The sequence below is a fragment of the Mycobacterium innocens genome, from assembly GCF_900566055.1.
Lineage (GTDB): Bacteria > Actinomycetota > Actinomycetes > Mycobacteriales > Mycobacteriaceae > Mycobacterium > Mycobacterium innocens.
Genome location: NZ_UPHQ01000161.1, coordinates 1 through 14,053 on the forward strand (window position 1 = coordinate 1; position 14,053 = coordinate 14,053).

Annotated in this window: 12 protein-coding genes and 1 other RNA gene; 7 read left to right on the forward strand and 6 right to left on the reverse strand. The window is 67.4% G+C overall.

Annotation, left to right across the window (positions count from 1 at the left end; all coding sequences use genetic code 11):
- Positions 1–161 precede the first annotated feature (161 nt).
- Positions 162–1,718, reverse strand: coding sequence for an alpha/beta hydrolase (locus tag EET03_RS15970; protein WP_099193583.1), 1,557 nt, complete (start codon positions 1,716–1,718; stop codon positions 162–164).
- A 59-nt stretch (positions 1,719–1,777) separates the two neighbouring features.
- The gene (locus tag EET03_RS15975) at positions 1,778–3,169 is read right to left on the reverse strand and encodes a WS/DGAT/MGAT family O-acyltransferase (protein WP_075544759.1); all 1,392 of its coding nucleotides are present in this window, start codon (positions 3,167–3,169) and stop codon (positions 1,778–1,780) included.
- A gap of 135 nt (positions 3,170–3,304) precedes the next feature.
- On the opposite strand from EET03_RS15975, the gene panB reads away from it, so the two are divergent.
- A complete protein-coding gene (gene panB, locus EET03_RS15980; protein WP_075544762.1) occupies positions 3,305–4,159 on the forward strand; it encodes a 3-methyl-2-oxobutanoate hydroxymethyltransferase in 855 nt (284 codons plus the stop codon).
- A gap of 22 nt (positions 4,160–4,181) precedes the next feature.
- Here panB and EET03_RS15985 read toward each other — a convergent pair whose 3' ends face one another.
- Positions 4,182–4,547, reverse strand: a complete 366-nt coding sequence (locus EET03_RS15985; protein WP_063470232.1) for a heme-binding protein — start codon at positions 4,545–4,547, stop codon at positions 4,182–4,184.
- A 230-nt stretch (positions 4,548–4,777) separates the two neighbouring features.
- Here EET03_RS15985 and EET03_RS15990 point away from each other — a divergent pair, with 230 nt between their 5' ends.
- Positions 4,778–6,349: a CYTH and CHAD domain-containing protein gene (locus EET03_RS15990; protein ID WP_075544757.1), complete on the forward strand. Its 1,572-nt coding sequence runs from the start codon at positions 4,778–4,780 to the stop codon at positions 6,347–6,349.
- 34 nt (positions 6,350–6,383) lie between these two features.
- On the opposite strand, the gene rnpB is transcribed toward EET03_RS15990, so the two are convergent.
- Positions 6,384–6,800, reverse strand: an RNA gene (rnpB, locus tag EET03_RS15995) — RNase P RNA component class A.
- A gap of 123 nt (positions 6,801–6,923) precedes the next feature.
- Between rnpB and EET03_RS16000 the strand changes: the two genes are divergently transcribed.
- From EET03_RS16000 to EET03_RS16020, 5 genes are all read left to right on the forward strand, one after another.
- Positions 6,924–7,640 (forward strand): 2OG-Fe(II) oxygenase, encoded by a 717-nt coding sequence (locus EET03_RS16000; RefSeq protein WP_075544756.1) that lies wholly within the window; start codon positions 6,924–6,926, stop codon positions 7,638–7,640.
- 174 nt (positions 7,641–7,814) lie between these two features.
- On the forward strand, positions 7,815–8,945 hold the full coding sequence (locus EET03_RS16005) for a VOC family protein (protein WP_075544755.1): 1,131 nt from the start codon (positions 7,815–7,817) through the stop codon (positions 8,943–8,945).
- Positions 8,942–9,880, forward strand: a complete 939-nt coding sequence (locus EET03_RS16010; protein ID WP_075544754.1) for a fumarylacetoacetate hydrolase family protein — start codon at positions 8,942–8,944, stop codon at positions 9,878–9,880. The genes EET03_RS16005 and EET03_RS16010 overlap by 4 nt, the downstream gene beginning before the upstream one ends.
- A complete protein-coding gene (gene mhpA, locus EET03_RS16015) occupies positions 9,877–11,433 on the forward strand; it encodes a bifunctional 3-(3-hydroxy-phenyl)propionate/3-hydroxycinnamic acid hydroxylase MhpA (protein WP_244232388.1) in 1,557 nt (518 codons plus the stop codon). Before EET03_RS16010 ends, mhpA begins: the two co-directional genes overlap by 4 nt.
- Before the next feature lie 165 nt (positions 11,434–11,598).
- Complete coding sequence (locus tag EET03_RS16020; protein ID WP_082274882.1) at positions 11,599–12,648, forward strand: alpha/beta fold hydrolase; 1,050 nt, start codon at positions 11,599–11,601, stop codon at positions 12,646–12,648.
- Between the two features lie 35 nt (positions 12,649–12,683).
- On the opposite strand, the gene EET03_RS16025 is transcribed toward EET03_RS16020, so the two are convergent.
- Positions 12,684–13,337: a TetR/AcrR family transcriptional regulator gene (locus EET03_RS16025; RefSeq protein ID WP_075544752.1), complete on the reverse strand. Its 654-nt coding sequence runs from the start codon at positions 13,335–13,337 to the stop codon at positions 12,684–12,686.
- Positions 13,338–13,522: 185 nt separating this feature from the next.
- Positions 13,523–14,053: zinc-binding dehydrogenase (locus EET03_RS16030; RefSeq protein ID WP_136625706.1), on the reverse strand; the 531-nt coding region annotated here is incomplete at its 5' end.

Below are 14,053 nucleotides of genomic sequence, written 5' to 3' on the forward strand. Positions count from 1 at the left end.
GGTTACCAGGATTCTGTTCTGTCCACCGGTCAATTCGCTGGCGCACCCGAGGACGCGCTCGACACCGCCTGCGGTCTCTATCTCGGCGATCCGACCGCCTGGACCTAACCCCCGACGGACTTCCGGGTGAGACCACTTAGTCGCCGGATCCCCTAGCGGCGTCAGCATTTTGCGCCGCTCGGCGGGGTTGTCCCGCCGATCAGGTAGGCCGTGACGTAGTCGTCGATGCAGCTGTCGCCCTGGAAGACCACGGTGTGCTGGGTTCCGTTGAAGGTCAGCAGCGAGCCGTGCAGCTGGTTTGCCAGGTCAACTCCGGCTTTATAGGGCGTCGCCGGATCATGGGTGGTGGACACCACGACCGTCGGCACCAGACCCGGCGCCGAGACGGCGTGCGGCTTGCTGGTCGGCGGCACCGGCCAGAATGCGCAGGTGCCAAGTGGCGCGTCGCCGGTGAACTTGCCGTAGCTCATGAACGGCGCGAGCTCGCGGGCGCGGCGGTCCTCGTCGATGATCTTGGCGCGGTCGGTAATCGGCGGCTGGTCAACGCAATTGATGGCCACGCGCGCGTCGGTGGCGTTGGTGTAATGACCGTGCGAGTCGCGGCGCATGTACATGTCGGCCAGCGCGAGCAGGGTGTCCCCGCGGTGGTCGGCCAGCTCCGAAAGGCCGTCGGTCAGGTGACTCCACAGATTCGGCGAGTACAGCGCCATGATGGTGCCCACGATCGCGTCGCTGTAGCTGAGTCCCCGCGGGTCGTTGGTGTGCGCCGGCCGGCTCACCTGCAGGTTGTTGGGGTCGACCAGCGGGTCGACCAGGCTGTGGTAGACGTCGACGGCCTTGGCCGGGTCGTTGCCCAATGGGCAGCTACCGTCCTTGGCGCAGTCGGCGGCGTAGTCGTTGAAGGCGTCCTGAAATCCCTTGGCCTGACGCAGATCCGCCTCGATGGGATCGGCATTGGGGTCGACCGCGCCGTCGAGGATCATCGCTCGCACCCGCTGGGGGTAGGCCTCGGCGTAGGCGGAGCCGATCCGGGTGCCGTACGAGTAGCCGAGGTAGGTCAGTTTGTCGTCGCCCAGTGCCGCCCGGATGGCATCCAGGTCCTTGGCGACATTGACCGTCCCGACGTTCGCCAGGAATTTCTTGCCCATCTTGGCGACACAGCGGCTGACGAATTGCCTGGTTTCCTCTTCAATGCGCGCCACCCCCGCCGGGCTGTAGTCGACCTGCGGCTCCGCCCGCAGCCGGTCGTTGTCGGCGTCGGAGTTGCACCACAGTGCCGGACGCGAGGACGCCACGCCACGCGGGTCGAACCCGACGAGGTCGAACCGTTCATGGACCCGCTTCGGCAACGACTGGAAAACGCCCAGCGCGGCCTCGATACCCGATTCGCCCGGACCACCGGGGTTGATGACCAGCGAACCGATCTTGTCCCCCGTCGCCGGGAATCGAATCAGGGCCAGGGCCGCGATGTCACCGTCGGGATGGCCGTAGTCGACCGGCACGGCGAGCTTGCCGCACAGCGCCCCACCGGGAATCTTCACCGCCGGATTGGAGCTGCGGCACGGCGTCCACTGCACCGGCTGTCCCAGCTTCGGCTCGGCCATCCGAGCGCGCCCGCCGACCACGCGGATGCAGCCCGTGAGAACCAACGCCACGGTGGCGATCGCGGTCCAGATCAGCAACATGCGCGCGAACTTTTCGCGGCGAGACAGGCACATGGCAACCTATGGTGCCAGAGCCGGCCGAAGATGCTGGCTAACGACGGTCGTGGGACGAATCACCCGACGGCCGCCAGCAGTTCTTCCATGGCGATAGCAAACTCGTCGGCCATTTCCCACAGATCCGGCAGCAGTTCCGGACACGAGACGAGACCGATGTCCAACTTGCCGTTGAGCGACATGACCGTGATGTTGAGACCGGAGCCGTGAAAGATCGGCCCCAGCGGGTACATCGACTTGACCTGGCAACCCAGCAGGTACAACGGAACCTGCGGCCCCGGCACGTTGGAGACCACCAGGTTGTGCACCGGCAGGCTCTCGGTCAGCCGGGTCTTGGCGTAGACACGCATCGCCACCCCGAAAACGGCCGGCGCGGCGAACTGTGACCAATCCTGCAACAGCGTCGCGCCGATGGCCGAACTATGGCCCTTCGCAGCCGAATTCGCTTGGGCGATGGCCCGCAGACGCTCCACCGGGTCAGCGATTTCGGTGTGCAGGCTGGAGAACATCGCCGAAACCTGGTTACGACCGGGACGATCGGACTTGCCGTGCACCGATACGGGCACCGACGCCACCAGCGACGAGTCGGGCAGGGCGTTGCGTTCGGCGAGATATTGCCGAAGCACCCCGGAAACCAGCGCCATCACCAGGTCGTTCACCTTGACGCCGAAGTGGTTCTTCACCGTCTTGATGTCCTCGAGATCCATTTCGGCGTAGGCGATGTTGCGGCGGCCGCTGATGCTGGCGTTGAACACGGTACGCGGCGCGGCGAACGGGCGTGCCATGGTCAGGCCGTCGCGGGCCCGCAACACCGTGGAGACCACCGAGGACACCGTCTGCGGCATCACGTTGGCCAGCTGTAGCGGCCGGGCGGCAAACCTGACCAGGCCGCCGGCGGCAATCTGCCAGCCGGTGCCGCCGCCGACTCCGTCCACCGGATCCGGCGCGGGCGCGTCGGCTTCGGTGGTACACAGCTGCGACATCAGGTTGGCGCCGGTCACGCCGTCCACGGCGGCGTGGTGCACCTTGGTCATGATCCCGATGCGGCCCCGGTGATGGCAATCGGTACCTGCCACGCCTTCGACGACCCACATCTCCCACAGCGGTCGCCGGCGGTCCAAGGGCAGCGACGCGATATGTCCGCAGATCTCCGAGAGTTCTGCCCGGCCGCCCGGTGACGGCAAACCGATGCGGTGCACATGGCGATCGATGTGGAAGTCGTCGTCGTCCACCCAGACCGGATGGTCGAGGTTCAACGGGCTGCTGGCGAGCTTCTCCCGGAACTCCGGCAGCGCTTTGACGCGAAGCGACAATGCCTCGCGCAGCCGGTCGAAGGTGTAGCCGCCCGGCATCGTCGAGGTATCCAAGTCCATGATCGAGCACACGTGCATCGGCTGGGACGAGGTTTCCAGGTACAAGAAGCTGGCGTCGAGGCCACTGAGCCGCTGCATCCGCCGATGGTAAGCCGATTCACGGGGTCCCACAGTGTATCTACGCCGAAGAGATGGCAGACTGTGAGTGTCAGACGAACCCGGGGACCCATGCTGGGCCACGAGGATCGACCCGACCAACACCTAGGGACAATGATGTCTGAGCAGAATATCTACGGCGCCGGCCCGTCGACGCCCGCCGACCCGGCCGCGCCACGGACCAAGATCCGCACCCACCACCTGCAGAAATGGAAGGCCGAAGGCCACAAGTGGGCCATGCTCACGGCCTACGACTACTCGACCGCCCGGGTCTTCGACGACGCCGGCATCCCGGTGCTGCTGATCGGTGATTCGGCCGCCAACGTCGTCTACGGCTACGACACCACGGTGCCGATCTCGGTCGACGAGCTGATTCCGCTGGTCCGCGGCGTCGCGCGGGGTGCCCCGCACGCACTGGTGGTCGCCGACCTGCCATTCGGCAGCTACGAGGCCGGACCCACCGCCGCGCTGGCCGCGGCCACCCGGTTCATGAAGGAAGGCGGCGCGCACGCGGTCAAGCTGGAAGGCGGCGAGCGGGTGGCCGAGCAGATCGCCTGCCTGACCGCGGCGGGCATCCCGGTGATGGCCCACATCGGCTTCACCCCGCAAAGCGTCAACACTTTGGGCGGGTTCCGGGTGCAGGGCCGCGGTGACGCCGCCGAGCAGACCGTGGCGGATGCGATCGCCGTCGCCGAAGCCGGAGCTTTCGCGGTGGTGATGGAGATGGTGCCGGCTGAGCTGGCCACCCAGATCACCGGCAAGCTGACCATTCCGACGGTCGGGATCGGAGCCGGGCCCAACTGCGACGGCCAGGTCCTGGTCTGGCAGGACATGGCCGGTCTCAGCGGTGGCAAAGCCGCCCGCTTCGTCAAACGCTACGCCGACATTGCGGGCGAATTACGCCGCGCCGCAAGGCAATACGCCGACGAGGTGGCCGGTGGGATCTTCCCCGCCGAGGAGCACTGCTTCTAGGTCTTCACGATCTTCTGGGTCGTCACTGACACCGATTCCGGAAATCGGTCAGCGGCTGGCGAATGCCCTGCAGGTCGGCATGAACCCCCGGGTTGGCATCCATGTACTGCTGCAGCTGGTCACGGATATCCTCGCGGGGCTGACCTTTCAGGCTGGTGAAGTAGTCGTTGACGTCTGGATGGGTGAACAGATAAGCCGACGTCGCCGCCGCCACCCCCGCCGACACCCCGGCCAGGTCGGCTGCCGTGCAATTCGGCGGTGGCGGCGCGGGGTCGCCCGGATCCGCCCAGGCCGGCCCGATGCCGCCCAACAGCATCGCGGCGCTGATCGCACCGGCACCCAACCCGCCGGCGACCACCCGGGACCGGGCACAACCCAAGAACAACATCGACAACTCCTTCGTCAGGGGATCCGAAGGGGATCCGATCGGACTCCCACAGCCAAGCCACAGCGGTGGCCCGCACCGCAAACGATAAGCGGTTCCGGCGACACCCACCGACCAACATGCCGTAGGCCGTGACCCGAGCCTGGGCCGGGCCGCTGACCCCGGGTGTGGCACTCTCTATGAGGCCTATCCACGATGTACGACCGCGGCGACGCGCTGTCACCGGAGGCGAAATGCCCGTACCTGCGCCGAAGATAGCGCGCCAGCTGGAGGTCGAGCGCAAGTTCGACGTCGTCGAGTCGACGGTGTCGCCGTCGTTTGACGGCATTGCGGCCGTGGCCCGGGTCGACAAGCAGCCGCCCCAGGATCTCGACGCGGTGTACTTCGACACCCCTGCGCAGGATCTGGCCCGCAACCGGATCACCCTGCGACGGCGGACCGGCGGCCCCGACGCCGGTTGGCACCTGAAGTTGCCGGCCGGGCCGGACGCCCGAACCGAGATCCATGCCCCTATCACGGGCGGGGACGCCGTACCGGCGGAGTTACTGGATGTGGTGCTGGCAATCGTCCGTGACCGTCCCGTCGAGCCGGTCGCACGGATCACCACCCGGCGGGAAAGCCAGTTTCTCTACGGCGCCGACGGTACCGCGTTGGCCGAATTCTGCAATGACCACGTCACCGCGTGGTCGGCCGGACAAGCCGACGGCTCCGATGCCGGGCCCGCCGAACAGCAGTGGCGGGAATGGGAACTCGAGCTCATCGACGCGACCGGGGCCGCCGGTGACGAGCTGCTCAACCGGCTGAGCAACCGATTGCTCGACGCCGGGGCCGCCCCCGCCGGGCACGGCTCCAAGCTGGCCCGGGTGCTGGGCCGCACGTCGCGGTCGGCGCGCGGGCCGACGCCGGTGGATCCGGTCCACCGGGCGGTGGCCCAGCACGTGGAAGAGCTGCTGACGTGGGATCGCGCGGTGCGCGCCGACGTCGACGACGCGGTGCACCAGATGCGGGTGACCACCCGCAAGATCCGCAGCCTGCTGCGGGAGGCCCCGGATTCGTTCGGATTGGCCGACGGCGCGTGGGTTCTCGACGAACTGCGTGAGCTCGCCGGTGTTTTGGGGGTGGCGCGTGACGCGGAGGTGCTCGCCGAGCGCTATCAACGCGAACTGGACGGGCTGGACCCGGAGCTGGTGCGCGGGCCGGTGCGCGACCGCCTCGTCGAGGGCGCCCGTCGGCGATATCAGACGGGATTGCGACGGTCGCTGGTCGCGATGCGCTCGAAGCGATACTTCCGCCTGTTGGACGCTCTCGACGCGATGGTGGCCGAATACCCCGTGACCGCTTTCGGACCCGAGCCGGAGCCGGCGACCCCGCCGAACATCGACGCGGCCTACCGCCGCGTCAAGAAAGCCGCCAAGGCCGCCAAGGCGGCGCGGGCCGCCCACGCGGCAGGCGCCGCGGCGGACGAGGACGAGGGAGGCGCGGCCGCAGTAATCCACCCCAACGAGGCACTGCACCGAATCCGCAAGCGCGCCAAGCGACTACGTTATACTGCGGCGGCTACTGGAGCCAACGGGGTGGCCCAGCAGGCGAAGGCCGTCCAGACGTTGCTCGGAGATCATCAAGACAGCGTCGTCAGCCGGGAACATCTTCTGGAGCAGACCCAAGCCGCACATGCCGCGGGCGAGGACACCTTCACCTACGGCCTGCTCTATCAGCAGGAAAGCGATCTTGCGCAAAGCTGCCGGGCACAGCTCGGTGCGGCGCTGCGCAAACTCGACAAAGCGGTGCGCAAAGCACGACCTTGAGCCGCGCGAGGCAAATCCCGGCGGGGTGCGAGCGCGGGCGAGTTGGCCTGTAAGCCGGATTCTGTTCCCTGCCGCCGCGGCTGAACCAACGGCGGCACGGCGGCGACCATCCATCTGGACACACCGTCACCGGGTGCCTCGAGCGGCCTACCCGCAGACTCGGGCGAGCAACCCTCGATCGTCTGCGCGGCCGCACCTTCGTGCGGCCTTCTTGGCCTTGCTTCGGGTGGGGTTTGCCTAGCCACCCCGGTCACCCGGGATGCTGGTGCGCTCTTACCGCACCGTTTCACCCTTACCACCGCGAGGATGGCGGTTTGTTTTCTGTGGCACTTTCCCGCGAGTCACCTCGGATTGCCGTTAGCAATCACCCTGCTCTGTGAAGTCCGGACTTTCCTCGACTCGGCGCCGATCCTTGCGAACCAACTCGAGCCGCGGCCGCCCGGCCAACTCGTCCGCGACCAACACCGTACCTCCTGCGCATATTCCAAGGCCAGCGCGCGTTCGGCCGCCGCGATTCAATATCGTTTCACTATCGTCTGCCTCGGCAGCATGAGACGACGGGAGGTGCGGATCGATGTCGTCGACCCGGTGGCAAACCCGCGCCGACTCCGGCGACTGGGACGCCATCGCCACACAGATCAGCGCCCACGGCGGCGCTTTGCTACCCAGGCTGCTCACGGCCACCGAGGCGGCGCGCCTGCGGAGGCTGTACACCCAGGACGACCTGTTCCGCAAGACCGTCGACATGGAGCGCCATCGCTATGGCGCCGGTGAATACCGCTACTTTCGACGGCCCTACCCGGAGCCGCTCGAGCAGCTCAAGCACGCCTTGTATCCGCGGCTGCTGACCACCGCCCGGGACTGGTGGGCCAAACTGGGCCGAGACAGCCCCTGGCCGGACACCTTGGACGAATGGCTGCAGATGTGCCATGCCGCCGGCCAGACCAAGCCCACCGCGCTGCTGTTGCGATATCGCGCCGGGGATTGGAACGCCCTGCACCGTGACCTCTACGGCGACTTGGTGTTTCCGCTTCAGGTGGTGATCAACCTCAGCGACCCCGACACCGATTACACCGGCGGCGAGTTCCTCCTGGTCGAGCAGCGGTACCGAGCCCAATCCCGGGGCACCGCAACGCAATTGCCGCAAGGGTATGGGTACGCATTCACCACCCGGGACCGCCCGGTGCCCTCGGCTCGCGGGTGGTCGGCCGCTCCGGTACGGCACGGTATCTCAGTGGTGCATTCGGGGGAACGCTACGCGTTGGGGCTGATCTTTCACGACGCCGCCTGAGCCGCCGGTTTCAGCCGGTAGCGGGCGCGTGGTTTCGTCGAGCGTGGCCGGCGGTCAGCCGCGGCGTGCTCCGCCGCGGTCAACACAGTTTTGAATTTTTCTTCAGAACCTCTTGACTGATGATAGCTTCGTGAGTGAAGATATCGTCAGTTTCCTAATTCTGGAGGATGTCTGGTGACGTACGATCTGGCCGCCCACAACAACTTGCACAGCGAGCAGGGCGCTCGCGAAGGCGAGCACCCCGGACGCGCGCGCAACCCGGTGATCAAGGTTCACGACATCGCCTGGCTGGAGTTCGAGAAGCCCGACCTGGACCGCGCCGGGGCGTTCGCAGCGGCGTTCGGCTTCGCCGTCTCCGCGCGCACCCCCGACGAGCTGCAGCTGCGTGGGGCCGACGCCGGATCGCCGTGCATCCTCATCCGGCGCGGCCAACGGTCCCGACTGGTCGGCGCGGCATTCACCGCCCAGGACAAAGACGACCTACTGCGACTGTCCGACGCGACCGGACGCAACCCGCAGCGACTACCGCAGGCGCTCGGCGGCGTGTCCGTCGACCTGACCGATCCGGGCGGGCTCACGGCCCGCGTGGTGGCGGGCACCCACCAGTTGGAACCGCTGCCGTCGCAGCCGCCGCACACCTTCAACACCGGACGCAAAGTGCAGCGCATCAACGCCACCCAACGGCCGCCCCGGCGACCGGCCACCGTGCAACGGCTCGGGCACCTGGTCCTGCAGACCACCACCTACCTGCAGACACTCAACTGGTACCTCGACACGCTGGGCATGATCGTCAGTGACTTCCTGTACTACCCGGGTCAACGCGAGCGGGGCCCGACCATGAGCTTCATCCGCTGCGATCGCGGCCTGTCCCCCACCGACCACCACACCCTGGCGCTCGCGTTGGGTCCGGCCAATCGCTATGTGCATTCGGCCTATCAGGTCTGCGACCTGGATTCGTTGGCCGCTGGCGGGCAATACCTGGCCGACTGCGGGTATCGCCGGTCCTGGGGAATCGGCCGCCACATCCAGGGCAGCCAGCTCTTCGACTACTGGCGCGACCCGGAAGGGCTGCTCGTCGAGCACTTCACCGACGGCGACATGTTCGACTGCACGCTCGAACCCGGCTGGACGCCGTTCGCGGCTTCGGGCCTTGCCCAATGGGGCCCGCGCGCGACCAGAGACTTCCTCGGTGCCGACCTCAAATCCCTACCGCGAGAAGCGCTATCGATGCTCCGCGGCTTGCGCGCCGACAACGAATTCGATTCCCGCCGCCTGATGGGCCTGATCAAAGCAGCCAACTCATGAGCGTCACCATCCTTCGCACCGCAGACGCCTGGTGGGTGCAAACCGCCGACGGCGCAGGCAAAGTCGATACCGCCGCGGTAAGCACTGGCGAGTTGCTGGCCGACCGCGCGGCCATCGACGCCGCAGCGACCGGCGGTGAGCTCGTCCCGGTGGACGGCATGCGACTGATGTCGCCGGTGACGACACCCTGCCGGGTGGTGGCGCAGATGACCAACTTCGCCTCACACGTCAAAGACTCCGGTATGGACCCGAATTCGACTCCGCTGACCTTCTTCCGGAAGACGTCGGGTTCGATCAGCGGGCCGTTCGACGACATCGTCAAGCCCGCGCACGTCCGGTTCTTGGACTACGAGGTCGAGATCGGGTTGGTCATCGGACGGGAGTTGCCCGTCGGCGCCACCGTCAGCGCCGACAACTGGACCGACTATGTCGCCGGCCTGGTGGTGACCAACGACGTGTCGGCACGCGACATCCAGCTTCCCAAAACACAGTTCTACGAAGCCAAGTCGTATCCGACGTTCACCCCGGTCGGACCCGCGCTGGTGCTGCTGGATGCCGGCGAGCTCGGGCGCTTCGGCGAGCTGCGGCTGCGGCTGCGGGTCAACGGCGAACTGCGCCAGGACATGCGGGTGGCCGGCGACATGATCTACTCGCCGCTGCAGGCCCTGCAGGGGTTGGCGCGGTTTCAGCATCTGCAGCCCGGAGATCTCGTGCTGACCGGCACCCCGGTCGGCACCGCGCTGTCGGCTCCCGCGAAACCCGTCCAGATCGTCAGTTCGCTATTGCCGCCCGCGGTCAAGTGGAAAGCCTTCTTCAAGCGTCAACTCGGCAATCCCAAGTACCTGCACGACGGCGACGTCGTCGAGGCCACCGTCGGGACCGACGACGCTGCGATCGACCTCGGCACGCAACGCACGGTGGTGCGGTACAAGTGATCACTCCGCCCGAATTTGTGCCAGTCGTCGTCGTCGGCGCCGGGCCTACCGGGGTCACCGCGGCCACCCTGCTGGCCCAATACGGCATAGCCTCCTTGCTGCTGGACAGGCGGGAAAGCGTCTACCCGCAACCGCGGGCGGTACACCTGGACGACGAGATCAGGCGGATCATCACCTGGCTGGGCATCGGTGACGAGTTCGCCGCGATCTCGCGCCCGGCCCTGGGGCTGCGGCTGGTCGACCCGGATCTGCGGACCCTGGCTCAGTTTCACCGCGATCCGGCCCACAGCGCGCACGGCTTCCCGCAAGCCAACATGTTCGACCAGCCCGAGCTGGAAGAACTGCTGCGGGCAAACCTCAAGAAGCACAGCTGTGTTGCGTTTCGCGGCAACGCCGAAGTCACCGAGGTCAGCCAGCGCGAGCCCGGCCGGGTGCGGCTCAAATACACCGATCGGGTCAGCGGCGAGCAGCACGTCGTCGACACCGGCTACGTCCTGGGGTGCGACGGCGCCAACAGCGTCGTGCGCTCCTCGATCGGTGCCGTGCTGCGTCACCTTCGTTTCGCGCAACGATGGCTGGTCGTCGACGTGGCCACCGACGCCGCGATCAACCAGTGGGACGGGGTACATCAGGTCTGCAGTCCGCACCGGGCCGCCACCTACATGCGCATCGGTGAAAACCGGTACCGCTGGGAATTTCAGCTGCGGGCCAACGAGAGCGCCGCTGACTTCGCCACCATGTCGAGCCTGTATCCGCTGCTTTCCCCGTGGGTCAACGCGGTACCGGCCGACGAGCTGTCGGTGGTGCGGGTCGCCGAATACACGTTTCGAGCCGCCGTCGCCAACACCTGGCGCAAGGGGAACGTCTTCCTGCTCGGCGACGCCGCTCATCTGACTCCGCCGTTCATCGGCCAGGGCATGGGCGCCGGAATACGCGACGCGGCGAATCTGGCCTGGAAGCTGGCCGGCGTGCTGACCGAGAACCTGCCCGCCACCGTTCTCGACACCTACGAACAAGAGCGAAAGCCGCACGCGCGGACCATGATTGGGCTGGCCCTGACCATGGGCTGGTCCATGACAGCCGGCGGTCGCGTCGGCAACGCCGTTCGTGGCGCCCTGGTGCCCCGGCTGCATCTGGTGCCGGGGGTGCGGTCACTGTTCACCAACAGCCGAACACCGGCATTACACAGTAGCTCCCTGGTACACAAGACATTCGGCGGGTGGCGACGCGCGGGAACGTTGTGCCCCAACGCGATCCTTCCGTCGGGCGAGCGGATGGACACCGTGCTCGGCGCACGGTTCGCACTCGTCACCATTCAGTCACCCGATACCCGGCAACGCGAGCGACTTCGGCGACACGGAGCCGTGGTAGTCGACGCGCCGCCGGGCAGCGAACTTGCCCGCTGGTTACGGCGCAGTGGGGTGACGGCGGCGGTTATCCGGCCCGACCGCACCGTGCTGCGCGCCGGCCGGCGGCTGTCCGTCTTGTGTGACGCGGTACCCCGATTTGCGTTGTCCGGCAACGGCGATAGCGCCGATGGCGAGAGGAGATGACGATGCGCAACGATCCCCGTGGTGTCGTTCTGGCGTGCTGCGCGGCCAGCTGCCAAGCCTTGCGAAGTTCGACCAAGTCGACCGCACCAGCGCGGCAACACAATTGATGTCGGCACTGATTGACCCCGCGAACGCGCCTGCGCCGTCTTCACGAAAGCGACCACAATGACAGCACCGGTTGACTTGTCCTATACCGAACCGCCGCAACGCGTGATGGAAACCCTCGACGACGGGCTGGCGCACGCCGTTCGGTCCGCCGAGGAGATCGTGGCCGGGTTGCCCGACACGTCCGCCCGGGCGCACCACGACGGTGACGTCGAGCACCTCGGCGCCGTAACGGCCGTGCACCGCTTCGTCGACGCACCGGGCGACAGCGAAACCGTCAGGTGGCACTTCGTGGAATCCGGCGCCGCGTCGGGCCCGACGGTGGTGTTCCTGCATGGGCTGCCCGACTCCTGGTGGCAGTGGCACTATGCGCTGGAAGGGCTCGGCCGGCGCTATCACTGCCTGGCCGTCGACCTCAAGGGTTACGGCCAATCCGACAAGCGCAGCGGCGATTACCGGCAGGCCGGCGTCGCCGCGCAGCTCGGCGCCCTCCTCGACGAACTCGGTATCGGCGAGTTCATCCTGATCACCCATGACCGCGGCAGCCCGGTCGGTGATCATCTGGTCGCGGCAATGGGTGCGCGGGTGCGGGGATACGGTCGTGGCCAGCAACATCTTTGGCATCTGCACCCGCGACTGCATCCTCAGGAACAGCTGATGCAGTTGGCGGAGGCGCCGGCGATGTTGCGCGAGGCCCGACGGTTCGTGACGACCGTCTATACCTGGCTCACCGAGCGGCCCGTGGCCCGCGAAGACCTGATTCGCACCATCGAGGAGTTCAGCCACCCGGGGATCGCCACCGCGGTGCCCCGCTACTTCCACTCGTCGTCGTTTCGGCAGGAGTGGGTGGATCGGCGGACCCGGCTCATCCGGGCCTGGACGGCTCCGGTGCTGCTGCTGCAGGGCGCTCATGATCTGCTGCAGCCACGCGAGTTCTACCGGGAGCCAGGGCTTTTGGCGATGCTGCCGCCGGGCAGCGACGTGCACCTGTTCGACACCGGTCACTTCTGGCCATTCGAGGCGCCCCAGGCGACGGTTGACGTGCTCACCGAATTCTGCGACCGCGTGGCCCCGAAATCGTCGCCGGTAAGCAGCGGCACGCCGGCATAGTGCCGGGCCGCTTCCCGGATGCGACCGCCTGCCGCTCAGACCACCGCGCTCGTGCCGTCGTCCAGAAAGGGTAACGGCCGCACGCAAAGCCGATGCGCCTCGTCGGCGGGCATGCCGAACAGCCGCAGTAGGTTCTCGGCGACTTCGTCGGTGGCTTGGGCGGCGTCGCGCTCGGGCTGATCGCACAACAGTTGACCGAGTCCCAACAGCGCGCCGGCGGCAACCGCCATCGCCAGTTCCGGGTCTTCCACGTCGAACCGGCCGGCCGCTGCGGCCGCGGCGATATCCCTCTTGCTACGCGGCGCCAGGCCACGGTCCGAGGTAATCAATTCCAGCCCGTGGGAGAGCACGACACCGCTCTCCTCCGGGCGCCGGCGAAACATTCGGCCGGTCAGCCGGAAGCTGCGCGCGAAGGTCTCCGCGGGATCCTCGGACGCGTCTGCGATCGCGTCCAACAACGCCCCGTGAGCGTCGAGCACCTCGTTGACCGCCGCCTGAAACAGATCTTCCTTGCTGTCGAAGTGGTTGTAGAACGACCCGACGCCGACATCGGCGGCGTGGCTGATGTCCTGCACCGGGACGTTGACCTTGCCGGCGGCGATGAATCGTTGTGCGGCTTTGATCAGGGCGGCTCGGGTGCGCTGCTTTCGACGTTCCTGACGGTTGGCCGGCCTGTCGGAATCGTCCACGCAGCTTCTCCTCGTCCCACGCCGATATGGCTTTTGTCTCAATGCCTCAATATTGACGATACACTCAGAATATCGTTGGGCGGACGTGTTGCGGCGGTGGCTGCGCTGCTCGCGGTCGCTCACGGGGTGTTCCCGGGGAGTCGGAAATTGCGCGCCGGCCGGCGTCCGAGCGAGCCCCTTCCGAATCAGCTTGGCGGGCCGAAGCAGACCACGCTGCGTGCCCCCCGCCCGGCGGCCATGTCGGTAAACGCCGCCTCGACGTCGTCGATGCCGATGCGTCGGGTCACCAGCGCCTCGATGTCGAGCCGGCCGCGCAGTGCTAACTCGGCGAGCACCGGGATATCACGGGCCGGGTCGCTGGCGCCGTAGACGCTTCCCTGGATCTTCTTGCCGTCGGCCATCAGCATCAGTGCGGGCAAAGTCACCGATTCGGTGAACCCGGCGGCACCCACCAGCGTGACCGCTCCGCCGCGGCGGGTGGCGTCGAAGGCGGCGCGGATCGTCGCCGGCTTGCCGACAACCTCGATCCCGTGGTCGACGCCCGTGCCGCCGGTAAGGTCGCGGACCGCCCCGACGAGGTCGGCCTCACCGGCGTCGACCGTGTCGGTCGCGCCGCTGGCGGTTGCGGCCGGAAGTTGGGCAACGTTGCGGTCGGCAGCGATGATCCGCGCCGCCCCGGCCAGCCGGGCTCCCTGGATCGCGGCCAGCCCCACCCC

Bases quoted from the DNA above. Each gene is read 5' to 3' on its own strand.
- EET03_RS15970 (WP_099193583.1), bottom strand. From the start codon at position 1,718: ATGTGCCTGTCTCGCCGCGAAAAGTTCGCGCGCATGTTGCTGATCTGG.
- EET03_RS15975 (WP_075544759.1), bottom strand. From the start codon at position 3,169: ATGCAGCGGCTCAGTGGCCTCGACGCCAGCTTCTTGTACCTGGAAACC.
- panB (WP_075544762.1), top strand. From the start codon at position 3,305: ATGTCTGAGCAGAATATCTACGGCGCCGGCCCGTCGACGCCCGCCGAC.
- EET03_RS15985 (WP_063470232.1), bottom strand. From the start codon at position 4,547: ATGTTGTTCTTGGGTTGTGCCCGGTCCCGGGTGGTCGCCGGCGGGTTG.
- EET03_RS15990 (WP_075544757.1), top strand. From the start codon at position 4,778: ATGCCCGTACCTGCGCCGAAGATAGCGCGCCAGCTGGAGGTCGAGCGC.
- EET03_RS16000 (WP_075544756.1), top strand. From the start codon at position 6,924: ATGTCGTCGACCCGGTGGCAAACCCGCGCCGACTCCGGCGACTGGGAC.
- EET03_RS16010 (WP_075544754.1), top strand. From the start codon at position 8,942: ATGAGCGTCACCATCCTTCGCACCGCAGACGCCTGGTGGGTGCAAACC.
- EET03_RS16020 (WP_082274882.1), top strand. From the start codon at position 11,599: ATGACAGCACCGGTTGACTTGTCCTATACCGAACCGCCGCAACGCGTG.